This window comes from Pedobacter sp. 22226 (assembly GCF_052045455.1).
Classification (GTDB): domain Bacteria; phylum Bacteroidota; class Bacteroidia; order Sphingobacteriales; family Sphingobacteriaceae; genus Pedobacter; species Pedobacter jeongneungensis.
On record NZ_JBQEPB010000004.1, the window covers coordinates 572,600 to 599,056 of the forward strand.

The window sequence follows — 26,457 nt, forward strand, 5'->3', positions numbered from 1 at the left end:
TTTGTATTCATTCTGACCTAAGCTTTCTACTTTAGTCTTTCAGCCTTTTGCCTTATCTTTGCAAAATAATGAGTAGAAGAAAACCCGGTACGGTAACAATAGTTCCAAACGTACAAATAATCGATATTGCTGAAGAAGGAAAAGGTGTTGGCAAGGCCGACGAATTGGTTATTTTTGTTGACAAAGCCGTTCCTGGCGACGTAGTTGATGTACGCCTGACCAAAAAGAAAAAGAATTTTGCGGAAGCGATTATTGAGCAGTTGCATGAAAAATCTGCATTGCGTACCGATCCTTTTTGTCCTCATTTCGGAACCTGTGGTGGTTGCAAATGGCAGCACATGGGTTACGATGCTCAATTGAAATTTAAACAAAAAAATGTTGAGGCTGCTTTACAACGCCTTGGTAAAATAGACACCTCCAATACAGAACCGATTTTAGGTTCAGAAAAAAACAGGTATTATCGCAATAAACTCGAATTTACTTTCTCTAACAAACGCTGGCTGGAGAAAACTGATGTGGAGCGCGACGAAGATTTCGATATGAATGCATTGGGTTTTCACGTACCGTTACGTTTCGATAAAATTTTAGACATCGAACATTGTTATCTTCAGGATGAACCTTCCAATTCCATCAGAAATTCGGTACGTAAATATGCATTGGAAAATGGTCTGTCTTTTTACGATTTACGCAACCACGAAGGTGTTTTACGTAACCTGATTATCCGTACATCTACTACGGGCGAAGTGATGGTGGCGGTGGTATTCGCTTATCCGGAGCAAGCACAGGTGGATGGCTTAATGAATTTCCTTAAAACCGAATTCCCTCAGATTACTTCACTTTTATATATTGTTAACCAAAAGAAAAACGATACCATTTTCGATCAGGAGGTAGTATTGTTCTCAGGTCGCGATCATATTTTTGAAGAAATGCCTGCCGGACTAACAGGTGAGGATGTAGTCCGCTTTAAAATCGGGGTAAAATCTTTTTACCAGACCAATTCTGAACAGGCTTTCGAACTTTATAAAATTACAAGGGATTTTGCCGGATTTAAAGGTGACGAACTGGTTTACGATTTATATACCGGTGCAGGAACCATTGCAAATTTTATTGCAAAAAATGTGAAAAAGGTGGTAGGGGTAGAATATGTGCCAACCGCAATTGAAGATGCAAATTTTAACTCTGAACTGAATGGGATTAATAATACAATCTTTTATGCCGGAGATATGAAAGATATCTTGACTGCTGAATTTATTTTAGCACACGGTAAGCCTGATGTGGTAATTACCGATCCGCCACGTGCCGGGATGCATGCTGATGTAGTACAACGTTTACTGGAAATGGAATCAGAAAAGATTGTGTATGTAAGTTGTAATGCCGCTACACAGGCCCGCGATTTGGAACTGTTAAAAGAAAAATACGATGTTGTTCGCATTAAACCGGTTGATATGTTCCCACATACACAGCACGTAGAGAATGTAGTATTGTTAAGGTTGAAATAAGAAATGATTAAATGAGAGAATGATTGAATGAGAAAATGATTGACTTAGAGAAGGGGCTAACCGCTTGTAAACATTCAATCATTCTCTCATTCAAAAATTCAATTATTATTTAAGGTATGGATAGAGAAGAGTTATTACACGCAACACCGGAAGATAGCGGAGAACCGCAGAAGAAACAGGAAAGTCCGCTGGTAAGTTTAGAAAAAGACCTGGAGTTTTATGCTGACGCGATTAAGGAAGTAGCCATCGAAATCATGGTTGAAGGCATTTCCGCTCACCCGATTTTTATTGCGCACCAGCACGAAGTAAATATTGGCGAACTTATCTTAAACAAAGAAGAACTTAACACTGATTGGACGATACAAGCTTCTACCTTAGAAGAATTTGTAGAGAAAGGGATTATCAGTAAAGAAAGAAAAGAGCCGTTTTTAAAGGTTTATAAAAAACCAGAAGATTTTATGTGCGTTTTTGTAGTTGTTCCCGAGGGCGCAAACTTTATTTATTATCCATATAAAAAAGGTAAAAGGTAGTTTTTTTAGTCTAAAGTCTTTAGTCTGAAGTCTGTGCTTATAAAGCGCCATCTGTAAAAATCCTTTTATAAAGACAACGCCGCTTTGCATCCACAAAGCGGCGAGTTATCATTAACTAAACTAAAGTCTTAATTTACATGGTGTACATCCCCACTCTTGGAGTTTGATGTTTTCTTAAGCGAAGCATTTCCTTTATAGCTCACATCGCCACCGCCACTTGCTGCCGCTTCAAGGCCTTTATTTACATGTACATTTACATCAGAACCGCCGGAAGCCTGCACTTTTGCGTATTCAGTAATCAGTTCGTAAGCATCAATATCACTGCCACCGCTCGATTGGATGGTCATATTTTCAGCTTTACCTTTTAAATCAATATCGCTGCCACCACTCGATTGTACGGTAAGGTCGTTACAAACTACTGTTAATTTTAAGTCAGAACCACCAGAAGAACGGATGGCAAGCTTATCAGTTTTGATCTGATTTTGCGTAAATACATCCGATCCGCCTGATGCAGCCAGTGCATTTAATGTTTTAAAGTTTACATAGGCTTTAATTTCGCGGTTTTTAAACATTCCGCTCCATTTAATGCCATCTCTGAATTTGATGTTAACATTGCTGCCATTTTGCTCAACAATAATATCTTTTAAGGTTTCCGCATCCGATTTAATGCTTACACTTTCGCTATTGCCTTGGGTGAGGTATAAATCTATTCCGCTGCTTACACCTATACTACTGAAATTTTTTACCGGGAAACTTTTCGTATCCTGTGCTTTAGCCATGTAGCTGGTAACCACTATAAATAAAATGGCGGATGATTTAATAAGGATTTTCATAATTGTATTTCGTTAAATGATTGTGAAGCTATCTTTTCGCAAATGTTCTGCGGAATGATGTTTCGTGATTTTGTGTTTTGGTTATTCATTAGACGCATCTCTGCCTGAAACGTTGCAAACAATCGAAATTATTTTTCAAATAGCTGAAAAAAACACGAATTGTCTTCTTAAAACTATTTACTCTTTTTAGTGCATTTTAAAATATTATCTCCGTCTTTAATTAAAAGCGTATCAACAATACCTCTTTTATTTTTTGTAAAAATTATCTTTGGATCAAAATCCCAAAGAAAAAATGTTTCCTGTGTTTGCGCGAACAAATTGAAGGTTGGTAGGCCAATGGTTTTTAAGATTAAATTTTTATCTTTTTTATAAATGTTTACCTCTTCGCCATCTGGCCTAATGTATTTTCCCACATAAGTGTTTAATACATTATCGCTTATCGTAATAACTTTAGGGATGTCGTTTAGTGGTGTGCTTTTGAGGGCTTTATGTATAATTTCTGTTCCTTCAGGCCAAAAAGACCTAACAATGTTATTGCAGATAATTTGACCATTATCTCCATTGGTTAATACAATTAAACCGCGTTTTGATTTTGGAAGCAGTACTATAATCGCCGCTACACCTGCATCATTTCCTCCATGTTCCATTGCATATTCGTGATTGGGTAAATCTTTAATTAATCGCCAACCCAGCCCCTGCATCAAATTCTGATTAATTTTTGCCTGCTCTTTTATTATTTCGTCAAATAATCGCTTATTAATATGAAGACCATTTAAAGTTTCAATTCCAAATCTACTAAGGTCAGTAACCGTTGTGATCAGGTCATCTGCAGCACTTGGTTCAGAAGCATAATTACTTTTGGTATATTCTTTTCCATTGGCATCGTACCACCTGCTAAATCTTTTTAAATCTTGCTTACCATCCCAGTCATGTTTGGTGTCGGTCATACCGAATGGTTTAAATAGAACCGAGTCTGAAAGTTGAACTAAAGATTTATGAAATTTATGCTCAATGGCTTTTTTCAGATACTCCATTCCTTCTCCCGAATAATTAAATCTGGTTCCCGGTGCAAATTCAAATTGAAGTTTCCCTGAGGTATTCATCCATCTCCAATTGCTAAATCCCGATTGATGACTTAAGATATGGCGGGTTGTGAGTTTTTTTGATAACGAATCAGATGCAATATCAGGGTCGGTATAATAATGATACAGTGGTTCATCCAATTGCCAATCGCCGTTATCGATTAGTTTTAGTACAAGGGTTGAAAATACCACTTTAGTTACCGATGCTACATTGAAAAGCGTATTAACTGGTTTTTGAGATCCGGTAGAATCCTGGCCATATACTTTTGCATGTATTAACTTTCCATCTTGTATAATGCCAAGGCCAACGTTTGGAACATTTAAGTCCTTTTGCCAGGCAGCTATTTGGTCTTCCAAAAGTTTGATTTTCCCGTCTGATTTATTTTCTTCGATCGTTTTACTGCCACTAGTATGCTGAGCATAATTGCTAATCGGAATTAACAGAAATAAAAAAAGATAAAAAAATATTTTGGTTAAATGTTTCATTTCTCTGGCATGTTCTAGTTGGATTATCAGACGGTGATGAGGAGAAAACGTTGCAAACAATCGAAATTATTTTTCAAATAGTTTGAATTTCAGCCTTAAAATCGTTCTTTTTGTATTCAATCCTTTTTATACAATGGCATCGCAATTACTTATTCTTAACAAGAAACAGATTCAGCAGAAAATAGACCGTATCGCTTATCAGATTTTGGAAGATAACCTGAATGAGAAAGAAATTGTACTGGCCGGTATCTGGGACCGTGGCTACAAATTGGCACTAAGATTAGAAAAGGTGCTGAAAAAAATCTCTGATTTTAAATTAACCTTACTGCGAATTGATCTGCAAAAAGAAAGCAGCAAACTGGTTGCTTCAACCGATCTGGATGAAAGCCACTGGAAAAATAAAGTGATCATTATTGTGGATGATGTGCTGAACAGTGGTAAAACTTTAGCTTATGGCTTGGGCGTTTTCTTAAATACCCCACATAAAAAAATACGAACCGTAGTTTTGGTAGACCGTAGCCATAAAATTTTCCCTATCGCAACTGATTTTGTTGGTCTTGAACTGGCCACTATTTTAAAAGAACATGTTGATGTGGTAATGGATGTGGAAGGCGAAGAAGACAGGGTTTATCTGAGCTAGTGAGGATGTAAGATGAAAGAGGTAGGATGGGAAATTTTTTTCTATAATCGAAATTTTCATAATTAGACAGTTTCCCTCAAGTTACCGTCATTTCGAGCGGAGTGCAACGTAGCCGGAAAATCTGTCTGATAGATTTCTCTCCCGAAAGTTCGGGACTACGCTTCAGTCGGGATGACGACCCGTTTTAATGAAAACTATCCAATGATAGCTTTTTTAACCTACAACTGTACCAAAATTTGCAATTAAGCCCAATTTTTTGCAATTTCCCGACATGTATCATCCGAGAAAAAATAACCTGATCTTTAACTTTTTCTCCTGGTACATCCAGTTTATCATTAAAAAAGATTTTGCTGCGTTCAATTACGACCAGATTGAAGTTAAATCAGATGCTTCTATATTGGTTTTAGCCAATCATTTTAGCTGGTGGGATGGCTTTTTCCTGTTTTACATCAACAAAAAAGTTTTTAAAAAACAGTTTCATGTTTTAGTGAATGCCGAAAATTATAATAAAGTAGGTTTTCTGAAATATCTCGGTGCTTTCGCGGCCGAAAACAAAGGAAAAGATGTATTGGCAACATTAGATTATGCAGGTAAACTGTTAGATGATCCTGCAAATCTTGTGTTGGTTTTTCCTCAGGGCAAACTGTATTCTAACCATCTGAAAAATATCAGCTTTGAAAAAGGAGTGATGCAAATGATCAATGCCAGTCAGAAAAAGATTAACATTATTTTTGCAGCTACTTTTATCGATTATTTTGCAAAGAGGAAGCCATCAGCTTATACTTATCTGCAACATTGGGAAAATGAAGAATACGTAAGCTTGCAGTTATTAAAAAGCGCCTATAATAAACATTACGATCAATCGGTTGTTAAACAAAATCAGATTATTGAATGACAATTTTTATTTACGCGGTTTTAATTTTCCTGGTGATCAGGTTTTCGGTTACTGTATTTAATTTCCTTTCCAATCCGAAATTGCCGCGGGTGGTTAAACATTACCATGATAAAGTTTCCATCTTAATTCCTGCCCGTAATGAAGCCGAAAATATACTTGAACTGCTCGTTTCCATAAAAGATCAGGATTACACCAATTACGAAGTTGTCGTTTTAGATGATAACAGTAGCGATAATACCTTTACCATAGTTGAGGATTTTTGCCTTACTAACCCGCAGTTTAAGGTGGTAAAGGGAAAGGAACTTCCGCCAGACTGGCTGGGTAAAAACTATGCTTGTCATCAGTTAAGTGAATTGGCTTCAGGTAAATATTTCCTTTTTATAGATGCGGATGAATCCATCAAAAGGGGATTGATTAACAGTTTAATTGCGAGGATGGAAGTTGGAAACCTTGCTTTACTAAGTGTTTTTACCAACCAAACCATGAAATCGATAGGTGAGCGCTTAACCGTTCCGCTGATGCATTTTATCCTGCTAAATTTATTGCCCCTGCGTTTGGTTAAACTTTCAAAAAATCCGGCATTTGCGGCGGCCAGCGGACAATGCATGTTTTTTAATGCCAATTTATATCAGGAAAACCAGTGGCACGAAAAGGTTAAACGCCAGGTTGTGGAAGATGTGGAAATTATGAAACTGGTAAAACAGGAAAAATTAAATGCCGAAGCGCTTTTGGCCAACGGACTGATCTATTGCAGGATGTATAAAAACTTAGGTGAAAGCTTAAATGGCTTTGGTAAAAATTTACTTGCAGGTTTTGGTAATAACATCATAATATTACTATTTTACCAGCTTTTGGTAACCATAGGACCGGTAATTTTAATTTTAAACTTTAATATTGCTTTACTTGTATTACCATTAACTTTAATAGTATTGAGCAGAATTATGATCTCTTTTTTATCAGGGCAAAATGTTTTGATAAACCTGATTCTACATCCATTTCAGATGTTGTTCTTCTTAATCATATCAATCATCTCTATAACAAAGCATATTTTTAAAACAGGCACATGGAAGGGCAGAACGATCAGAACGATTTAAAGGTTAAAAAGATTGCAGTTGCAGTAATTATCGTTTTTCATTTGGTTGGTTTGCTTGGCTTTTTAATCCCGGCTGCACAACCATACTTTATCAAACTGGTTCCTTTTCATTTGCTATTGATGTTTGCCGTAATTGTTTTTGCCTATAACGCAGATGTTAAACGGTTACTGTTATTTGTTTCAGGCGTTTTTCTCTGTGGCTTTTTGGTCGAGGTTTTAGGTGTAAGCACCGGAAAAATATTCGGCAGTTATTATTACGGCAATACCTTAGGTTATAAAATTGCTGCGGTGCCTTTACTTATGGGCGTAAACTGGGTAATTCTGATTTTTAGCGTGGGCCAGATGCTTAAAAGTATGAAAGTGAGAAACAGCATTTTAGCATCGCTTACCGGTGCGCTTATACTTGTTGGTTTCGATTTCTTTTTGGAACCGGTAGCCATGAAATTTGATTACTGGCATTGGGATTGGCACGAAATCCCTGTTCAAAATTATGTGGCCTGGTTTATTGTTTCAGTAATTTTATTGAAGTTTTATTACGCCCTGGGTTTAAAACAGCAGAAATATATCGGTACCGCCATGTTTGCCTCGCAGTTAATCTTTTTTGTTGTCTTATACATGACAACCGGAACAAATATTTTTGCTTAATTTTGTATCACAATGGGTTACAACTTACAGGTTAACATCGATAAATCATCAGGCTTCTGTTTTGGCGTAGTGTATGCCATAGAAATGGCAGAAGATATTTTGGATAACGAAGGTTATTTATATTGCCTCGGCGATATTGTGCATAATGATGAAGAGGTAGAGCGTTTAACCAACCGCGGATTAAAAATAATTGATCACGAAGTATTAAAAAACCTGCGTGATGAAAAAGTGTTAATCAGGGCGCATGGCGAGGCACCTTCAACTTATCAGCTGGCCTTAGAAAATAACCTGACTTTAATAGATGCTTCCTGCCCTGTGGTACTGAAACTGCAGAACAGGATCAAAAACTCGCACGATGATGATGAGCAGGTACTTATTTTTGGAAAACATGGGCATGCCGAGGTAATTGGTTTGCAAGGGCAAACAGATGGCAAGGCAATCGTTTTTCAGGATTTAGCTGAATTAGATAACGTTGAGCTTCCTGCCAAATTCACTTTATATAGCCAAACCACCAAAAGCACAGATAAATTCTACCACATTAAAGATGAATTATTGAGCCGTGGCTACGAAGTTAAAGCGAATGATACCATTTGCAGACAGGTATCTAACCGTTACGAGGAACTTGAAGATTTTGTAGGCCATTACGATCGTATTGTTTTTGTTTCGGGCAAAAAATCGTCGAACGGAAAGGTACTTTACGATGTTTGTAAAAAACACAATGACAATTCGTACTTCATTTCTAATGTAGAAGAGCTGGACCAGACCTGGTTTAACGAAAATGATAAAGTAGGTATTTGTGGAGCTACTTCAACACCGATGTGGTTAATGGAGAAGGTAAAGGCAGCGCTGGAGCAGTATTAGATTGTAAGAAAATCTGAATAAGTATTAATGATAGATTTATATATTAGGATCGTCATCTCGACTGGAACGTCCCGAATATTCGGGAGAGAGATCTGCTTTCATAGATCTCTCGAATTCGTTGCACTTCGCTCGAGATGACGGTCATATAGTAATATAAATTGAAAAAAATAAACCCATATACCGGAATCCTTGTTGCGTTAACCGTAATTACGTGCTGGTTTATTTCTCTTTTTTTTCTGTTAAACTGGCATTTTAACTGGAACAATCCACTGGTTTACCTGATGGTTTTTGTACAGATGCACCTCTACACCGGTTTGTTTATCACTGCGCACGATGCCATGCACGGCACCATATCTCCAAACAAAAAAGCAAATAATTTTATCGGTTACCTTGCTGTTTTTTTGTATGCAGGTTTCTTTTATAACCGTTTGTATGCTAAACATCACCAGCATCACCGCCATGTACATACCGAAAAAGATCCTGATTTTGCACCACATGGTTTTTGGAAATGGTATTTCCGCTTTATGCTAAATTATGTTACGGTAATCCAGTTAATTATTATGGCTGTGGCTTATAATGTGCTCAAAATCTGGGTAGATGAAATAAATTTGTTGTTGTTTTGGGTTCTTCCATCATTATTGAGCACTTTCCAGTTGTTCTATTTTGGTACCTATTTACCACACAAAGGTGAACACGATAACGAATACCATGCTACCACTTTACCGAAAAACCATTTTGTAGCTTTTATTACCTGCTACTTTTTTGGGTACCACTTAGAGCATCATCAAAAACCGGCAATGCCGTGGTGGCAGCTTTATAAAGCAAAAGAATAAACTCATATTCCTGCATGATGACGATCGGCTTCACTTAGTTGTTCTCAGGTTTAAAAACGTTCGAAACCTGCACAAAACCATGTTCATAAACCTGACTGTACGAAAATCCTTTTTGTGGCATAAACGTTAAAAATGCATTACCGGCCACAAAAAGATTGCAGGCAAGGCAGGACTATACTTAAACAGGGTTTCTGTATTTGCTTTTCTAATGATACAATCAATTCTTTCTCCTGTTGAAAAAGATTTAGCCTGTTTTTACGGAGCGTTAATGAAGTTTAACCGTGTCAATCCGGAGATTACTCATGATTTATCGCTGCACATTGCAGGAGGCTTTCATGACCCTCATGATTTGTCGCTGCGTACTGCAGGAGGCTTTTATGATACTCATGATTTGTTGCTGCACATTGCAGGAAGCTTTCATGACCCTCATGATTGGTTGCCACCTGCTGAAGGAAGCTTTCATGTATATTCGTTGTGTAAGATGCCACCAACAGACATTTACCCTAAAACTTCCGGAGTTTCCTTTGTGTTGGTACCATTTAAACTTCGGAAGTGACTGAATACAGTTTTTTTTGACTAAAAAATGTTCTCTATCACATTTTTACCATAGGTAAAAAACAATAAAAAGGCGATATTTGCGCCACGTAACATATATTGTATTAAATGAGCAAAAAGGGAATTTTACTGGTAAACTTAGGAACACCTGATAGTCCGGCAACTGCCGACGTTAAAAAATACTTGGATCAGTTTTTAATGGATGAGAGGGTAATTGATATTCCGAAGTTGAACAGGACGTTGTTGGTAAAAGGTATCATCGTGCCTTTCCGTAGCCCTAAAACCGCTAAATTATACAAAGAAATCTGGAATGAAAACGGTTCTCCGTTGTTGTTCTACAGCAGGTTGCAGGCTAAAATGCTGCAGGAAAGGCTTGGCGACGATTACCATGTAGAACTGGCAATGCGTTATCAAAGTCCATCCATTGCATCGGCCCTTGCCAATTTAAAAGCAGGTTTGGTAGAAAGTATCCAGGTGATTCCGATGTTTCCGCAATACGCTTCAGCAAGTACCGGTTCGGTAATGCAACTGGTCATGGAGCTGGTGAGTAAATGGCCAACCGTTCCGCCGATATCGTTTGTAAATTCATTTCATGATAATGATTTGATGATTAAAGTTTTTGCTGAAAATGCCAGAAAGCACAATGTAGCAAGCTATGATCATGTATTGTTCAGCTTCCATGGTTTGCCAGAGCGCCAGTTACTAAAGTGCGATCATACCGGAAGTTATTGTTTAAAAAGTGCCGATTGCTGCCAGACGTTAAACGACACCAATAAATTCTGTTATTCTGCCCAGGGGCACGATACAGCCAGGTTAATTGCAAAAGAATTAAACCTGTCTAAAGATCAATATACCGTTTGTTTCCAATCGCGTTTAGGTAAAGAGCCCTGGGTACAGCCATATACTACTGATGTATTGAAGAAACTAGCTGCCGAAGGTAAAAAGCGTTTGCTGGTATTCAGTCCGGCTTTTGTGGCCGATTGTTTGGAAACCCTTTACGAAATCACCGTAGAATACCACGAAGAATTTAAAGCATTAGGTGGCGAACATGTTCAGCTGGTAGAAAGCCTGAACGATAGCCCGGTGTTTATTGAGGCACTTGCCGGAATGGTTAAATAATTTTAGATTTAGGGATGGCGAATTTTATCATTTTAATGGGCGTTTCTGGAAGTGGTAAAACGGTTATCGGAAGGGCTTTAGCTCCAAAGATGAATGCCGAATTTATAGATGGCGATAACCTGCATTCGCAACGGAATGTAGATAAAATGGCTGCCGGAATCCCTTTAACAGATGCCGACCGTTTAGATTGGTTACAGCTGATTGCTAAAGTTGGTCGCGAGCATGCTGCACACGGTACCACCTGCATTATTGCCTGTTCTGCATTAAAAAAATCATACCGCGATCTGCTTCGGGAAGATAATGCGTCCATCCGCTTTGTATATTTAAAAGGAAGTTTTGATCTGATCCACGATCGGATTACAAAGCGTTCGCATCAGTACATGCCTTCCAGTTTACTGGAGAGCCAGTTCGAAACGCTTGAAGAACCACAGGCCGATGAAACAGATGTATTTACGGTATCCATCGATCAAAGTATTCCTGAAATCGTGGAAGAAATTGCTAAGGCCGGTCTGCTTTCGTAAGCATCGAAACAATCTGATCAGTTGCCCCTTTTTTATTTGTTACATATTTCCTGGCCAGTTCTGCAGCATTTTTATCCTCCGCAAAACTTTCAAAAGCATTGATTAATTCGTCGGTAGAACTGATGCTCTTTGCTGCACCAATGGCAATTAAATCTTTCGCCTCTTGAAATTTATCATATTTAGGTCCGAAAATTACCGGTAACCCAAAGGCTGCAGCCTCTAAAGTATTATGGATACCTGTTCCGAAACCACCACCAATATAGGCCACTTTTCCATATTGATACAGGGAAGAAAGCATGCCGATGTTATCGATGATTAAGATTTGAGATTTCAGATTTGAGAGCTGAGAACTGAAAACTGAAAACCGCACACTGTTAACTGAAAACTGTTTCTCTATGCTTTCGATATGGCTTTCATGAATCTCATGTGGGGCGATAATAAACTTCCAGTCAGGATATTTTTCCGGTAAAACCGATAATATTTTTTCATCTTCCGGCCAGGTACTTCCGCAAATCAAGGTTGGCGAATTGCCAATAAAATTTTCGATAACGGGGAGTTGCTTTGGTGTTTGCGCATTTTCGTAAACACGGTCGAAACGCGTATCGCCATTGATGGTTACATGATTTATTCCAATGGATTTTAAAAGATTTTCACTTTCCTCATTCTGAACAAAGAAATAAGTAACCGACTTTAAAATATCGCGGTAAAAACCACCGTACCATTTAAAAAACGCCTGACTTTCCCTAAAAATACCCGAAATTACATATAATGGAATATTGCGGTTTTTCAATTCCTTAAAATAAAAATGCCAGAATTCGTACTTGGTAAAAATGGCCATTTCGGGATTAATACTCGTTATAAAACGTTTTGCGTTGGCAGCACTATCAATCGGGAGATAAAAAACATCGGCCAGTGCATAATTTTTCCTGATTTCATATCCCGATGGCGAAAAAAAAGTAACCACAATTTTCTTGTCGGGATAAAGCGCTTTCAGTTTTTCTAAAACCGGCCTGCCCTGCTCAAATTCGCCCAATGATGCAAAATGGAACCAGATATGCTTTTCGGCAGGGTTAATTTTTTGTGTTATTAAGTCGTAGATATTTTTGCGCCCGTTTATAAACAATTTAGCCTTAGGATTAAATAATGAGAATATCCTGATGAGTAAAGTATAGGCACGGATTCCGATGATGTAAAGTAATTTCATATCTTCGTGCCAAGATAAAAGGAATATATTTAAAAAGCTTAAAAATATATGGATCCATCTGGATTTTGCTTCATATTCAACTGAATAAAAAGGCCTCGATGATTGCTCCATAGCAGCTAAAAATAAAATAAAACAGAATGAAGATAGCCGTTATTGGTACCGGATATGTAGGTTTGGTTACCGGGACCTGTTTAGCCGAAACAGGAAATGATGTAATTTGTGTTGATATTAACGAAGCAAAGGTAAAACAGATGCAGGCCGGCGAAGTGCCGATTTACGAACCGGGTTTAGATCTTTTGTTCCACAGGAACATCGAACAGGAACGGTTAACCTTTACCACAAACCTTGCTGATGCCGTAAAAGAAGCACAGATTATTTTTATGGCTTTGCCAACGCCTCCTGGTGGTGATGGTGCAGCCGATCTTTCTTACATTTTAGGTGCTGCAAAAGATATTTCAAAACTCATTACCGAATATAAGGTCATCGTAAATAAATCAACCGTTCCGGTAGGCACTGCCGATAAGGTAAAAGCTGTTTTTGCCGAAAATACTTCGGTTGAGGTGGATGTGGTTTCGAACCCTGAGTTTTTAAGGGAAGGTGTAGCGGTTGACGACTTTATGAAACCCGACCGCGTAGTTCTAGGTACCAAAAGCGAAAAGGCTAAAAAATTAATGACCGAGTTGTATGCACCTTATGTGCGCCAGGGAAACCCGATCCTTTTTATGGATGAGCGTTCTTCTGAGCTAACCAAATATGCAGCAAACTCTTTCCTGGCCACCAAAATTACCTTCATGAACGAAATCGCCAACCTTTGCGAACTGGTGGGTGCCGATGTTGATGCGGTGAGAAAAGGCATTGGCTCTGATGAGCGTATCGGTAAACGTTTTCTTTTTCCGGGTGTAGGTTATGGCGGTTCATGTTTCCCGAAAGATGTACAGGCGCTGGTAAAATCATCTGATGATTATGCCTACGATTTCCAGATTCTGAAATCGGTAATGGAGGTTAACGAAAGACAAAAAACAATCCTGGTTGATAAAGTACTTAAATATTACAAAGACGATATTAAAGGCAAGCATTTTGCTTTATGGGGACTGGCTTTTAAACCGGAAACGGATGATATCCGCGAAGCACCGGCTTTATACATTATCGATGCGCTGGTAAAAAATGGCGCAACGGTTACCGTGTTCGATCCGGAGGCGATGGGCAATGTGAAAGGTGTAATCGGCGATCAGGTAAATTATGCCAGAAACCAGTACGAAGCTTTAGAAGGTGCTGATGCCCTGCTGATTGCAACAGAATGGTCGGTGTTCCGCAACCCTGATTTTGATAAAATAGATCATATCTTAAAAAATAAAGTGGTTTTTGATGGCCGGAATTTATACGATCTGCAAAAAATGATCGATCTTGGCTATTATTATAACAGTATCGGTAGAAAATTATTAACCCCATAACCCCACAGCGGGTGAGTTGTAAGCCAACTTTAAAAGAAGGAAGAATGAACGAGATAAATACAAATACCCCTTTGGGGAGTAGGGGTCGGATATTGATTACAGGTGCAGCTGGCTTTTTGGGTTCGCATCTTTGCGACCGCTTTATAAAAGAAGGCTATCACGTTATCGGCATGGATAACCTGATTACGGGTGATATGGCAAATATCGAACACCTGTTCAAACTGGAGAATTTCGAGTTTTATAACCACGATGTTTCCAAATTTGTGCACATTCCAGGTACACTCGATTATATCTTACATTTTGCCTCTCCTGCAAGTCCGATCGATTACCTTAAAATCCCGATCCAGACCCTTAAAGTTGGTTCATTAGGTACACATAACCTCTTAGGTTTGGCCCGCAGTAAAAAAGCAAGGATGCTGATTGCTTCCACTTCTGAAGTTTATGGCGATCCAAGTGTAAACCCACAGCCCGAAGAATACTGGGGCAATGTAAATCCTGTTGGTCCGCGTGGTGTTTACGATGAAGCAAAACGCTTTCAGGAGGCGATTACCATGGCCTACCACACTTTCCATGGGGTAGAAACGAGGATTGTGAGGATTTTTAATACTTACGGACCAAGAATGCGCCTGAATGATGGTCGGGTTTTACCAGCCTTTATCGGGCAGGCGCTAAGAGGAGAAGATTTAACTATCTTTGGCGATGGAAGCCAGACCCGTTCTTTCTGTTATGTTGACGACCTGATTGAAGGGATTTACCGTTTATTGATGAGCGATTATGCCCAGCCGGTAAACATTGGTAACCCGGATGAAATTACCATCAGGCAGTTTTGCGAAGAAATTATCAAACTTACGGGTACCACACAGAAAATTGTGTACAGGGAGCTTCCACAGGATGACCCGAAACAGCGTAGGCCGGATATTACAAAGGCAAGAGAGATACTGGGCTGGGAACCTAAAATAGGACGTGCGGAAGGATTAAAGATTACATACGAATATTTTAAATCATTGCCTGCAGAGGCTTTGGAGAAAATAGAACATAAAGATTTTACCACATTTAACCGTTAAAATGGCAAAAATATTAGTTACTGGTGGAACAGGATATATTGGTTCGCACACAGCTGTAGAGTTACATAACGCAGGATACGAAGTTGTAATTATTGATAACCTTTCTAACTCGAATATCAAGATTTTAACCCAGCTGCATGCCATCACCGGCAAATGGTTCGATTTTCATGAAATCGATCTTCAGGATGATAAAGCCGTGCAGGAATTTGCAGAAAGCCACAACGATATCGATGGAATTATTCATTTTGCTGCCTATAAAGCGGTTGGCGAATCGGTAGAACAACCTTTAAAATACTATCGGAATAATTTCTACAGTTTAATTAACCTGTTAACCTCGTTTAACAGGAAAATTAATTTCGTGTTTTCTTCTTCATGTACCGTTTATGGCCAGCCAGAAACTTTGCCGGTAACCGAAGCTGCACCTGTACAGAAAGCCGAATCGCCTTATGGCAATACCAAACAGATTGCCGAAGAAATTTTGGCTGAAACCGCTGCGGTAACCCCTGATTTAAATGTAATCGCTTTGCGTTACTTTAACCCGGTTGGTGCACACGAAACTGCTTTGATTGGCGAGTTGCCAAATGGTGTGCCTGCAAACCTGGTTCCTTTTATTACCCAGTCGGCCATTGGTAAACGAGGCCCGATTACGGTTTATGGTGATGATTACAATACCCCTGATGGTTCGGCCATCCGCGATTATATCCACGTGGTAGACCTTGCAAAGGCGCACGTTGCTGCCATTAAAAAATTAGAAGACGGAAACCCGAACGGTAATTATGATGTTTTTAATATCGGTACCGGTAAAGGATCTTCAGTTTTAGAAATTATTGCTGCCTTCGAAAAAGTGAACGGTGAGAAACTGGATTATAAAATTGGTCCGAGGAGGGCAGGAGATATTGTTCAGATTTATGGCGATGTACAGAAATCGAACAACGAACTGGGCTGGAAAGCCAACCTCGATATCAATGAAATGATGCGCTCGGCTTGGGAGTGGGAAAAATACATTAAGGCTAACCCTTTTTAAATGAAGTTATCGGAGCACAAAGATTTAAAAACCGCCATTACAGAACTGCCTGTTAAAGAAAAAGACAAGCTGTTGCTGCGTTTGGTGGCCAAAGATAAAGTGCTTACCGAACACCTTCATTATAAATTATTAGAGGACGAAACCGATCTGGAAGACCGGAAAGAAAGAATTAAAGCCGATGTGGATGAACAGATTGCTGAACTGAAAAAACTAAATGCCAAAGAGGCATTGGTGAAAGTAAGAAAGATGATTACTTCGGTTAACCACTTTTATAAAGTTACCAAAGATCCTGTTGGAGAGGTAGAACTGAAACTGTTTATCCTCAATGCTATTCCTTTTGATTATAAAAAATCAATTTTTGGCTACCGCGATTTTATGATGCTTTTTAGTATATACTACATCAAAACGGTTGCGGTAACCATTAATAAATTCAAAAAACTGCACGAAGACCTGCAGTTCGATTTAAGTGAAGATCTGAATTACCTGCTCCTCAAAATATATTCCTCTAAATTAGCAGGTGCTGCCGAAGCCAGTAATTTACCAAAGGAGATCAGTTAAAATTATAACCCATCATTATGTTCGGATTATTTAAAAAGAAAAAAATAGCGCCCGAATTTAATTTCTCCGGTATTAAAACCGATATGCACTCGCACATCATTCCGGGGATTGATGATGGTGCACAAAACCTTAAAGATGCCTTGCTGCTTGCCAAAAAGTTTAAAGCTTTAGGTTATCAGAAACTGATTGCTACGCCACACATTATGGCCGATTATTTCCGCAATACGCCCGATACGATTAACCGTGGATTGGATATTTTGAGAAAAGGCCTCGAAGAAAATGAAATTGCTTTAGCAGTTGATGCGGCTGCAGAATATTACCTGGATGAAACTTTAGAAAAGAAAATCAGACAAAAGGAAGTGCTTACTTTTGGGGAAAATTACCTGTTGTTCGAATTGTCTTACATCAATCCGCCCCAAAACCTGCCCGATTTTATTAAAACCATACAGGATGCCGGCTATAAACCCGTTTTGGCCCATCCCGAAAGGTATCCATACTATTATAGTTCTTTCGAAAGTTACCACCAGATCAGAGAAACAGGCTGTTTGTTGCAGTTAAATTCTATTGCTTTAACCGGTTATTACGGTTCAGGAGCGAAAAAAACAGCTGAAGAAATGGTAGAGAACCACCTGGTCGATTTTTTGGGCAGTGATATGCACCACTTAAAACATGCTACCGCTTTGGAAGATAGCCTCAGTACACCCTTAATGCAGCAGTTGCTTACGCAACATCAGCTTAATAATGCATTGCTATAGACCCCTAAATCCTCTAAAGGGGACTTACCTGTCTCAGCTTTTAATTCCAAGCTTACTTCTCCCCTTTAGGGGGTGGGGGTTATTCGTACCTCAACGCCTCAACCGGATCCAGTCTCGAAGCTTTTTTAGCAGGATAGTATCCCGATAAGATGCCTACCAGCACGCAAAGTACAAAGCCGCCGATAATAAACAACCAGGGGATTAAGAATGAACCCCCCATGGCAAGTGAAATCAGGTTACCTAAAACAATCCCGAGGAAAATACCAAATACTCCACCCATTAAACAGATTACTACTGCCTCAATTAAAAACTGGCGACGGATTACTTTTGGATTGGCACCAATGGCTTTACGGATCCCAATTTCGCGGGTACGTTCCGTTACCGATACCAGCATGATATTCATTAAGCCGATGGAAGCACCGATTAAGGTGATAATACCAATCGCTACACCGCCGATGGCAACAAAAGCCAGGTTTTCGAATAAGGTTTGTGCAATCGCATCACTCTTGGTGATTTCGAAATTATTGGTTTCGTTCACTTTTACCTTACGGATATTCCTGAACAAAGCGGTCGACTCACCAATGATATTTTCCTGCATTTCATTGCTCGGAACCATCACCGTTATCGTATAAGAAGGATTGGCATTGGCGTTAATCTGTTTTGCTTTCAGCAACGGAACATAAACAGCCCTATCGCCACTAAAGCCCATACTCGATCCTTTTTTCTCCAGTATGCCTACAATTTTAAAACGGTTGTTACCAACATTAATTAGTTTATCCAACGGGTCGGCATCTTTAAACAGTTTTTCAACTACTTCTCCACCAACAATACAAACATTGCTTCCCAACTGTATTTCAGAAACACTAAAATTTCTTCCCTGTGAAAGATTTAAACCCTGCGAGGCCAATCCATTTTCATCAATCCCCTGTACATTGATATTGGGATTGGTTTTTAAACTGCCGTATTTCACGGTAGAACCACCACTGGCAAAAACACTTACCGCAACAGTAGCCGGAGTATTCAGGCTATCTTTAAACTTCACCGCATCCTCATAACGGATCGCCTTGAAAGGTTTTGGCCTTTTACCATTTCCAATCCTGATTCCCGTACCCCGGTTCCTGATCGTGAATGAATTGGCACCCATGCTACTAAAAGCATCTGTCATACTTTTCTTTACAGCATCAAGCGTGGTTAAAATCCCAACTAAGGCCATCAAACCGATGGCAATAATTAAAGCGGTTAGCATGGTACGCAAGCGGTTAGCTTTAATAGATTCTAATGCCAGTCTGATGTTTTCTCTGTAATTCATTTATATTAAGTACCAAGTCAAGTATTGAAGATGGGATTAAACCTTACACCCTACACCTTTTGCCTTAAACCTTTATGTGTAAAAATAAAAAAAGTCCCGATGTTTAGACAAGGGGACCACACTATATGTTACAATAATATTTTATTTATGCCGAGAAACTCGTGCCGCAGCCACAGGTGCTGGTTGCATTCGGGTTAACAAAGGTAAAACCACGAGAGTTTAAGCCATCCTGCCAATCGATCATCATGCCCATTAAGTACATCTGGTGTGCTTTGTTCATGAAAACTTTAATGCCATCAATGAAATATTCCTGGTCGCCATCTTTTTTCTGGTCGAAACCTAAAACGTAGTTCATACCAGCGCAACCACCGCCCTCTACGCCAACGCGTAATCCGTAATCCTCACCGATCTCCTGCTGATCCTTTAATTTATATAACTCTTTAGCTGCTCCTTCCGAAAAAGTAACCGGTGCAAATGCTGTATCAACTGTTGTGCTCATGTTATTTAAATTTTATCTGTTACAAATATAAATAATAATGCACATTTTTGCTTTTAACGGTCCGTTAATATTACCGTATTTAAACAATACTTATGAATACCCAACAGATTTTAATTGATGTAGTGATCTTATTTGCAGGCATTTTCGCGGCGCTAATGGCCGTTTATTATATTTTAAAGCGCGATATTCAACGTTTTTTCGATCTCAAAACCATCGAACTGAATAAAGAAAGCAGGGCGCAAATTTTACCTTTAAGGTTGCAGGCACACGAGCGTTTAATTATATTTATCGATCGCATTAACCCGCCAAACCTGCTTGTACGTTTACATCAGCAGGGCATCAGCATCGCTGTTTTACAGGCAGGCATCTTAAATGAGGTTCGTTCAGAGTATCAGCATAACGTTACCCAGCAGTTATATCTAGATAGCGTAACCTGGAATGTAGTGCGTAAATTAAAAGACGATACCATTGCGATGATCAATAACGCGGTGCAGGGTTTACCTGCTGATGCAAACGGAATTGAACTGAGTAAAGCCATTTTACAGCACATGGCCAGCATAGATGAAAACCCATACGATTTAACCATTGAGTTAATTAAGAAGGATATCCATAAGCTATTTTAGGGTTAATCGGTTAATTGTTTTAAGAAAGGTTAACTGGTAAATTGTTTAAATCGGTTAATTGAAATCCGTTCCATAGCTAATTTACAGTTAACCAATTAACCAGTGGTTGCAGTTAACCAATTAACCAGTTTCAGCAATTAACCAATGGCGGCAGTTAACCAATTAAACAGTTCCAACAATTAACCAATGGTTGCAGTTAACCAATTAACCAGTTCCAACAGTTAACCATATATACAACATGTCCGTCCCAATGGACCAATGGCTAATGAACCAATAAACCAAATATATGAGCGATAAAAAACATACCACCACTTCGGGCATTGAAATTAAGCCGCTGTACACCGAGGCAAAGCCGATGGATGAGCGCCCTGGCGAATTTCCTTTTACCAGGGGGATCCAAAAAGATATGTACCGTGGCCGTTTGTGGACCATGAGGCAGTATGCCGGTTTTTCTACCGCTGAAGAATCAAATAAGCGTTATCATTATTTATTGGCTCAGGGAACCACAGGTTTGTCGGTTGCGTTCGATCTCCCTACACAGATTGGTTATGATTCCGATCATGAAATGGCCGATGGGGAAGTAGGGAAAGTTGGGGTAGCCATCGATTCGTTAAAAGATATTGAGATTCTGTTTGATGGTATTCAGTTGAAGGATATCACCACCTCGATGACCATCAATGCTACTGCTTCCATTTTATTGGCCATGTATATTGCTCTCGCAAAAAAGCAGGGGGCAGATTTGAAACAAATTTCGGGCACTATCCAGAATGATATCTTAAAAGAATACGCCGCCCGGGGGACCTATATTTACCCGCCCAAGCAATCCATGCGGTTAATTACCGATATTTTTGAGTTCTGCAGCAAAGAAGTGCCCAAGTGGAATACCATTTCCATTTCAGGCTACCACATCCGGGAGGCAGGTTCAACAGCGGTGCAGGAACTTGCTTTTACGCTAGCCAATGGTAAAACCTACTTAAAAGCTGCGTTGGATAAAGGTTTAGATATTAATGTATTTGCCAAACGTTTATCTTTCTTTTTTAACTGCCACAATAATTTTTTCGAGGAGATTGCCAAATTTAGGGCTGCGAGGCGGATGTGGGCAAAAATTACCAAAGATTTGGGTGCAACAGACGAAAAAGCCCAGATGCTGCGATTCCATACACAAACCGGCGGCTCAACATTAACTGCACAACAACCCTTAAATAACGTAATCAGGGTAAGTAACCAGGCCATGGCTGCGGTTTTAGGCGGTACCCAATCTTTGCATACCAACGGATATGATGAAGCACTTTCACTGCCAACAGAATCGGCCGCGAAGATTGCTTTACGTACGCAACAGATTATTGCTTTCGAGAGTGGGGTTACCGATACCGTAGACCCTTTGGCAGGATCATTCTTTATAGAAAACCTTACCGATGAGGTTGAGGCAGCTGCCTGGGCTTATATCGACAGGATAGATGCAATGGGCGGTTCGGTTAATGCCATCGAAAGCGATTACATGCAAAATGAAATTGCCGGCGCATCTTATCAATACCAAAAGGAGATTGAAAGTGGCGAACGGATCTCAGTCGGGGTAAATAAATTTACACAGGAAGAAGAAGGCTTGACCGAAGTTTTCAATATCGACGATTCGATCCGTAAACTGCAATCCGAAAAACTTGATCATTTAAAATCAACCCGCGATCAGGTAGCGGTAGAAAAAGCTTTACAACAATTGGACGAAGCTGCCAGGGGCGAAACCAACCTGATGCCTTTGATTATAGATGCTGTAGAAAAATATGCCACGCTTGGCGAAATAGCCGATGTGTTCAGGGCAAGTTTTGGCGTGTACCAATAGTTATGGTTTAAAAGGAAACAGCAAAATTTGCCTGCTGAAACTTGTTAAACATGTTAAATAAGTCTTTTAATGATAATTTCATATAACAGGCCGTAAGCCGTCGTAAAATTCATACAAATACACAAGATATTGTGTGTGTTGATATGGTTAATCAATAGTACAATTAAAAAGATGTGCAATTATTTTAATTATGGGTTTGATTTTCAGTTCATTCGGAATTGAATCCTGCTAAAATGCTTATGTAGAGGCTAAAATGGCTCAGAATTTGCTTTTTAAAAGCGATTTGAAATTAAAAGGAAAGAATCGTGTTAAATAATTGTAATGTGGATAACCGGTGTTAATAAATAGTTATCAACATAAAAAATTGAGGTTAAGCAGGCTACCATATTCCTTATCAGTACGTTACGATTTATTTGAAATTTTTGTTTAAAATGTTGATAATTTTGTCAATATTCGTAGTCCCTAAACGGACCATCCCTTTAATTCGAATAGGCACTGTAAACCAATAAATTATAGAAATCGCAATGGAAAAAACTTGTACAGAAGTGTGGAAGAACTGTCTTCAAATTATTAAGGATAATATTCCGAACCAAAGTTTCAAAACCTGGTTCGAGCCGATAACGGCCCTTAAATTGGAAGGCAAGGTTTTAACCATACAGGTGCCAAGTTTGTTCTTTTACGAATGGCTTGAAGAACATTATGTAGGCTTGCTACGTAAGACTGTAAAAAAGCAACTTGGAGAGGATGGCAGGTTGGAATATAACATCGTTGTAGATAAATCATCGAACAGCGGTAATCCTTATACTACCAATATGCCCTCAAATGGAAATGGAGCGGAGGCAAAGGTACAATCGATGCCGATTCCGGTTTCCATTAATAAGGATATTAAAAACCCTTTTATTATTCCCGGATTAAAGAAATTAAATGTTGATCCACAATTAAACTCTAACTATACTTTCGAAAATTATATTGAGGGAGATTGCAACCGATTGGCGCGTTCTGCAGGTTACGCTGTGGCTGCTAAACCAGGAGGTACGTCTTTCAACCCATTAATGATTTACGGTGGAGTAGGTTTGGGTAAAACCCACCTGGCGCAGGCAATCGGTAATGAGATTAAACGCAGCATGCCAGATAAACTGGTGATCTACGTAAGTTGCGAGAAATTCTGTCAGCAATTTGTAGACTCATTAAAAAACAACACCATTAACGATTTCGTTAACTTTTACCAGGCAATGGATGTAATCATCATGGATGATGTGCACAACTTTGCGGGCAAAGAAAAAACACAGGATATTTTCTTCCATATTTTTAACCACTTACACCAATCGGGCAAACAGGTAATTTTAACCTCTGATAAAGCACCTAAAGATTTGGCAGGTTTGGAAGAACGTTTGTTAAGCCGTTTTAAATGGGGTTTATCTGCTGATCTGCAGATCCCTGATCTTGAAACGCGTATTGCCATTTTAAGAAAGAAAATGTATGCCGATGGTATTGAATTACCAGGCGAAGTTGTAGAATATGTTGCACACAACATTGATAACAACGTGCGTGAGCTTGAAGGTGCAATGGTATCGCTTTTAGCGCAGGCTACTTTGAATAAAAAAGAAATTGATTTAGCCTTGGCTAAACAGATGCTGAAAAACTTCATCAAAAATACTTCTAAAGAAATTTCAATGGAGTACATCCAGAAATTGGTTTGCGAGTATTTCGAGGTTCCGGTTGATATGGTTAAATCGCAAACACGTAAACGCGAAATTGTTCAGGCCCGTCAGATTTCGATGTACCTTTCAAAAAGCCATACCAAATCATCATTAAAAACAATTGGAGCTTTCTTCGGTGGCCGCGATCACAGTACTGTAATCTACGCTTGCCAAACCGTTGAAGATTTAATCGATACCGATAAAAAGTTTAAAGCTTACGTACACGATATCCAAAAGAAATTAAAAATGAGCTAAACTTAAGTTCAGGAGCAGAAAGATAGAAGGGTTTAAATTAAAATCTTTCCTTCATGTTCGAAAGTTGAAGCAATAACAATAAAGGCCCGATATTTTATCGGGCCTTTATTGTATATTAATTTGCTGCAATATTAAAGTTTTTCTATTTCGGCAAGGCCATATAATAAAGCTGCAACATGGAGTGCCTGTGCAATTTTATTATCTTTAATAAACTGTTTCACTTCCTCAACAGTATATTCTTCCACATTTAAAATTTCGTGTTCATCTAAATGCTGCTCATGTGTTTTTACACCACCCGTTAAAAAATAGGTAAATGTTCTGTTGTTCGATGTTGCCGGATTGGGATATAGTTCTGCTATAAATTTGCAGGTTTTAAAACTGTAGCCGGTTTCTTCTAAAAGCTCGCGTTTAACCGCAAATTCTGGTGATTCATCTCCATCCATTACACCACCCGGCACTTCGAGCGAAACAATATCTGCCGCATGGCGATACTGGCGGACCATAATTATTTTTCCTTCGGCAGTTAACGCAATGGCATTTACCCAGTTCGGGTATTCCAGCACGTAATAATCATCCTTTACAATCCCATCCGGAAGTTTAACTTCATCTACCCTTAAGGTAGCCCACTTTTCTCTTACCAAATATTTAGAGGCAAGTTTTTGCCACTTTTCTATAATCATTTATCTACTCTGTTTTGTTTGGCGCTGGGCGATAAGCGCTTAGCGCAGGTATTGCTGTATTGTTTTCTGGCGGTGCAGATTTACCAAATGTACAATCTTATGCTGATCTGACAAATATTGGTAAACCAAATTAAGTTTTGGGGCAATCAACAGGTTTCTTTCAGCACTGATCCCAAGCTCATAATATAAAAATTCGCTTAAAGAATCGAGTTTTTCTGGCGGAAGGATATTTTCTTTTAACCAGTTTTCGAAAACAGACAAATCCGCACTCTCCAGAATTTCTTTGGGCAAATGAAAACCGCTTTCCATCGTTTCATCAAAAAGCTGACTGGCCTCAGCCAATTTACCTTCTAATTTCAATCCCATTATCCGCGCCAAAACCTGGGCAAGTTTCTGTATTTCTGCTGTAATTAAATCTCTTCTGTACATGGATGTTGTTGTAAAGTTGAAATGTTGTTTTAAGGTTAAAATGTTGTTCTGTCTGGGGTTGCAGGGTTTGGCTCTGAGCCGGTTTAGCCAATGGCCAATAAACCAATGACAAGTTTGATGTACTGCATCGATTAATTTACAGTTAACCGGTTTAAACAATTAACCAGTTAACCAATCACCTAATGCCTAATAAACCAGACTACCAGCTTCCGCTTGATCCACCGCCTCCAAAGCTTCCGCCGCCGAAACCACCGAATCCTCCTCCGCCACCGCCAGATGAACCGCCTCCCCAGCCACTATTGCCGCCTCGGCCACCGCCACCACTGCCAAAAAGCATCGCCCAGAATAAAGCGTTAGATGCACCACGACCACCAATTACCTGGCTGCCGCCGCCACCTCCTTTTAACATGATAATAATGATGACAATGATAATAATAATGATGATGATAATGCTTCCCGAGCCACCATTGCTTTGAGAAGCTTTTGGGTTGTCGTTCTTGTATTCACCGCGGGTATATTTAATAATAGAGGTTGTTGCCTCATCCAGTCCGGCATAATAATTACCTGCCTTAAAGTTGGGTTTAATATCATTATCAATAATCCGCTTGGTGTAAATATCAGGCAGAACACCTTCTAAGCCATAGCCGGTTTGTATCGAGATTTTTCTATCACCAACCGCTACAACAATCATAATACCGTTGTTTTTGCCATTTTGCCCAACCCCCCATTTTCTGCCCAGCTCTACTCCATATTCGTTAATATCATAATCACCAACCGATTTTAAAATGGCAATGGCAATTTGGGTGGAAGATGAATCGTTAAAAGTTACCAGTTTGCTTTCGAGCGCCTGTTTTTGACCGGCTGATAAAACATTGGCATAATCATTAACCAGGGTATTTGGTTTTTCGGGAAAATCCTGTGCAAATGCAAAATTAAACAACAGGCTAAAGAGCGATAACAGGAATATTTTCTTCATCGCTTATTTATTTTCTAAATTATCCATAAAAACAATATCATTCGGCAGTTCGTTAATATCGCCTTTTTGCGGGGGGAAGAACAAGGCCAGTTTTTCTCCTGCCAGGGCAACACCCGCAATAATACCATCGGCTAAATTTCCTTTGGCGAAATGGGCGGTCATGGCAATTTTGGTCGTTTCCCAGAAGTTTTCCGGTACCCGCTGATTAATGCCTACATCGCCGATAATGGCAAATTTATGGTCGGCATGTGCAAGGTAAATCAGTACACCATTTCTTCTGGCCGTTTTATCCATGTCCAGTTTGGTGAAATATTCAATGGCTTTTTCGTAAGGATCGCCTTCGCAAAGCTTGTCAATAGCAATCCTGATCTCTCCCGAAGTGGCTTTCTCCGCATCAGCTATCGCATTTGCGATTTTTTCTTGTTCAATATCTGAAAATAACGGCATGTGCTTATTTTATAAGAAGTAAAAAGGGTAATAAACGTTTAATTTATAAACATC

General features: G+C 39.2%; 28 protein-coding genes. 19 read left to right on the forward strand and 9 right to left on the reverse strand.

The window, feature by feature from the left end; all coding sequences use genetic code 11:
* Positions 1-68 precede the first annotated feature (68 nt).
* Together rlmD and ACTJKC_RS12015 are read left to right on the forward strand one after the other, a co-directional pair.
* Positions 69-1,499, forward strand: coding sequence for a 23S rRNA (uracil(1939)-C(5))-methyltransferase RlmD (rlmD, locus tag ACTJKC_RS12010; RefSeq protein WP_440792190.1), 1,431 nt, complete (start codon positions 69-71; stop codon positions 1,497-1,499).
* A 116-nt stretch (positions 1,500-1,615) separates the two neighbouring features.
* The gene (locus ACTJKC_RS12015) at positions 1,616-2,029 is read left to right on the forward strand and encodes a hypothetical protein (protein WP_440792191.1); all 414 of its coding nucleotides are present in this window, start codon (positions 1,616-1,618) and stop codon (positions 2,027-2,029) included.
* Positions 2,030-2,157: 128 nt separating this feature from the next.
* Here the strand turns inward: ACTJKC_RS12015 and ACTJKC_RS12020 are convergent, their stop codons facing one another.
* Both ACTJKC_RS12020 and ACTJKC_RS12025 read right to left on the reverse strand, forming a co-directional pair.
* Complete coding sequence (locus ACTJKC_RS12020; RefSeq protein WP_440792193.1) at positions 2,158-2,862, reverse strand: head GIN domain-containing protein; 705 nt, start codon at positions 2,860-2,862, stop codon at positions 2,158-2,160.
* Between the two features lie 173 nt (positions 2,863-3,035).
* Entirely contained in the window at positions 3,036-4,430 is a 1,395-nt protein-coding gene (locus tag ACTJKC_RS12025; protein WP_440792195.1) for a serine hydrolase, read from the reverse strand.
* Between the two features lie 133 nt (positions 4,431-4,563).
* On the opposite strand from ACTJKC_RS12025, the gene ACTJKC_RS12030 reads away from it, so the two are divergent.
* The 9 genes from ACTJKC_RS12030 (at position 4,564) to ACTJKC_RS12070 (ending at position 11,592) form a co-directional block, all read left to right on the forward strand.
* Positions 4,564-5,070, forward strand: a complete 507-nt coding sequence (locus ACTJKC_RS12030; protein WP_440792197.1) for a phosphoribosyltransferase family protein — start codon at positions 4,564-4,566, stop codon at positions 5,068-5,070.
* A 271-nt stretch (positions 5,071-5,341) separates the two neighbouring features.
* Positions 5,342-5,965: a 1-acyl-sn-glycerol-3-phosphate acyltransferase gene (locus tag ACTJKC_RS12035; RefSeq protein WP_344853423.1), complete on the forward strand. Its 624-nt coding sequence runs from the start codon at positions 5,342-5,344 to the stop codon at positions 5,963-5,965.
* Positions 5,962-7,059: a glycosyltransferase gene (locus ACTJKC_RS12040; protein ID WP_440792200.1), complete on the forward strand. Its 1,098-nt coding sequence runs from the start codon at positions 5,962-5,964 to the stop codon at positions 7,057-7,059. The genes ACTJKC_RS12035 and ACTJKC_RS12040 overlap by 4 nt, the downstream gene beginning before the upstream one ends.
* Positions 7,029-7,703 carry a carotenoid biosynthesis protein gene (locus ACTJKC_RS12045; RefSeq protein WP_440792202.1) on the forward strand — a complete coding sequence of 225 codons (675 nt, stop codon included), beginning with the start codon at positions 7,029-7,031 and terminating at the stop codon, positions 7,701-7,703. Before ACTJKC_RS12040 ends, ACTJKC_RS12045 begins: the two co-directional genes overlap by 31 nt.
* Before the next feature lie 12 nt (positions 7,704-7,715).
* Complete coding sequence (locus tag ACTJKC_RS12050) at positions 7,716-8,564, forward strand: 4-hydroxy-3-methylbut-2-enyl diphosphate reductase (RefSeq protein ID WP_440792204.1); 849 nt, start codon at positions 7,716-7,718, stop codon at positions 8,562-8,564.
* Positions 8,565-8,722: 158 nt separating this feature from the next.
* A complete protein-coding gene (locus tag ACTJKC_RS12055; RefSeq protein ID WP_440792206.1) occupies positions 8,723-9,397 on the forward strand; it encodes a fatty acid desaturase in 675 nt (224 codons plus the stop codon).
* Between the two features lie 208 nt (positions 9,398-9,605).
* Positions 9,606-9,953, forward strand: coding sequence for a hypothetical protein (locus ACTJKC_RS12060; protein ID WP_440792208.1), 348 nt, complete (start codon positions 9,606-9,608; stop codon positions 9,951-9,953).
* Positions 9,954-10,060: 107 nt separating this feature from the next.
* On the forward strand, positions 10,061-11,071 hold the full coding sequence (gene hemH, locus ACTJKC_RS12065; protein ID WP_344853416.1) for a ferrochelatase: 1,011 nt from the start codon (positions 10,061-10,063) through the stop codon (positions 11,069-11,071).
* A 14-nt stretch (positions 11,072-11,085) separates the two neighbouring features.
* Positions 11,086-11,592, forward strand: coding sequence for a gluconokinase (locus ACTJKC_RS12070; RefSeq protein WP_344853415.1), 507 nt, complete (start codon positions 11,086-11,088; stop codon positions 11,590-11,592).
* On the opposite strand, the gene ACTJKC_RS12075 is transcribed toward ACTJKC_RS12070, so the two are convergent.
* On the reverse strand, positions 11,570-12,796 hold the full coding sequence (locus ACTJKC_RS12075; protein ID WP_440792211.1) for a 3-deoxy-D-manno-octulosonic acid transferase: 1,227 nt from the start codon (positions 12,794-12,796) through the stop codon (positions 11,570-11,572). The two genes, ACTJKC_RS12070 and ACTJKC_RS12075, sit on opposite strands and share 23 nt — an antisense overlap.
* Before the next feature lie 137 nt (positions 12,797-12,933).
* Here ACTJKC_RS12075 and ACTJKC_RS12080 point away from each other — a divergent pair, with 137 nt between their 5' ends.
* The 5 genes from ACTJKC_RS12080 to ACTJKC_RS12100 are packed head-to-tail and all read left to right on the forward strand — an operon-like array spanning position 12,934 to position 17,648.
* Positions 12,934-14,247, forward strand: a complete 1,314-nt coding sequence (locus ACTJKC_RS12080; RefSeq protein WP_440792213.1) for a UDP-glucose dehydrogenase family protein — start codon at positions 12,934-12,936, stop codon at positions 14,245-14,247.
* A 44-nt stretch (positions 14,248-14,291) separates the two neighbouring features.
* On the forward strand, positions 14,292-15,311 hold the full coding sequence (locus tag ACTJKC_RS12085; RefSeq protein ID WP_440792215.1) for a UDP-glucuronic acid decarboxylase family protein: 1,020 nt from the start codon (positions 14,292-14,294) through the stop codon (positions 15,309-15,311).
* Between the two features lies 1 nt (position 15,312).
* Complete coding sequence (gene galE, locus ACTJKC_RS12090) at positions 15,313-16,335, forward strand: UDP-glucose 4-epimerase GalE (protein ID WP_440792217.1); 1,023 nt, start codon at positions 15,313-15,315, stop codon at positions 16,333-16,335.
* Entirely contained in the window at positions 16,336-16,893 is a 558-nt protein-coding gene (locus ACTJKC_RS12095; protein ID WP_440792219.1) for a hypothetical protein, read from the forward strand.
* Positions 16,894-16,910: 17 nt separating this feature from the next.
* Positions 16,911-17,648 (forward strand): tyrosine-protein phosphatase, encoded by a 738-nt coding sequence (locus ACTJKC_RS12100; RefSeq protein ID WP_440792221.1) that lies wholly within the window; start codon positions 16,911-16,913, stop codon positions 17,646-17,648.
* Positions 17,649-17,727: 79 nt separating this feature from the next.
* On the opposite strand, the gene ACTJKC_RS12105 is transcribed toward ACTJKC_RS12100, so the two are convergent.
* Both ACTJKC_RS12105 and ACTJKC_RS12110 read right to left on the reverse strand, forming a co-directional pair.
* Positions 17,728-18,957: an ABC transporter permease gene (locus ACTJKC_RS12105; RefSeq protein WP_344853408.1), complete on the reverse strand. Its 1,230-nt coding sequence runs from the start codon at positions 18,955-18,957 to the stop codon at positions 17,728-17,730.
* Positions 18,958-19,102: 145 nt separating this feature from the next.
* Positions 19,103-19,456 carry a HesB/IscA family protein gene (locus ACTJKC_RS12110; RefSeq protein WP_113950214.1) on the reverse strand — a complete coding sequence of 118 codons (354 nt, stop codon included), beginning with the start codon at positions 19,454-19,456 and terminating at the stop codon, positions 19,103-19,105.
* Positions 19,457-19,548: 92 nt separating this feature from the next.
* Here ACTJKC_RS12110 and ACTJKC_RS12115 point away from each other — a divergent pair, with 92 nt between their 5' ends.
* From ACTJKC_RS12115 to dnaA, 3 genes are all read left to right on the forward strand, one after another.
* On the forward strand, positions 19,549-20,079 hold the full coding sequence (locus tag ACTJKC_RS12115; protein WP_440792223.1) for a hypothetical protein: 531 nt from the start codon (positions 19,549-19,551) through the stop codon (positions 20,077-20,079).
* Positions 20,080-20,365: 286 nt separating this feature from the next.
* Positions 20,366-21,916: an acyl-CoA mutase large subunit family protein gene (locus ACTJKC_RS12120; protein WP_440792225.1), complete on the forward strand. Its 1,551-nt coding sequence runs from the start codon at positions 20,366-20,368 to the stop codon at positions 21,914-21,916.
* A gap of 524 nt (positions 21,917-22,440) precedes the next feature.
* Entirely contained in the window at positions 22,441-23,871 is a 1,431-nt protein-coding gene (dnaA, locus tag ACTJKC_RS12125; protein WP_025145530.1) for a chromosomal replication initiator protein DnaA, read from the forward strand.
* Positions 23,872-24,002: 131 nt separating this feature from the next.
* On the opposite strand, the gene ACTJKC_RS12130 is transcribed toward dnaA, so the two are convergent.
* The 4 genes from ACTJKC_RS12130 to ACTJKC_RS12145 form a co-directional block, all read right to left on the reverse strand.
* Entirely contained in the window at positions 24,003-24,551 is a 549-nt protein-coding gene (locus ACTJKC_RS12130; RefSeq protein ID WP_344853405.1) for an NUDIX hydrolase, read from the reverse strand.
* A 39-nt stretch (positions 24,552-24,590) separates the two neighbouring features.
* Entirely contained in the window at positions 24,591-24,980 is a 390-nt protein-coding gene (locus tag ACTJKC_RS12135) for a hypothetical protein (RefSeq protein WP_440792228.1), read from the reverse strand.
* Between the two features lie 199 nt (positions 24,981-25,179).
* Positions 25,180-25,956: a TPM domain-containing protein gene (locus tag ACTJKC_RS12140; protein ID WP_344853403.1), complete on the reverse strand. Its 777-nt coding sequence runs from the start codon at positions 25,954-25,956 to the stop codon at positions 25,180-25,182.
* Positions 25,957-25,959: 3 nt separating this feature from the next.
* Positions 25,960-26,403 (reverse strand): TPM domain-containing protein, encoded by a 444-nt coding sequence (locus ACTJKC_RS12145; RefSeq protein WP_440792230.1) that lies wholly within the window; start codon positions 26,401-26,403, stop codon positions 25,960-25,962.
* Positions 26,404-26,457: the final 54 nt, after the last annotated feature.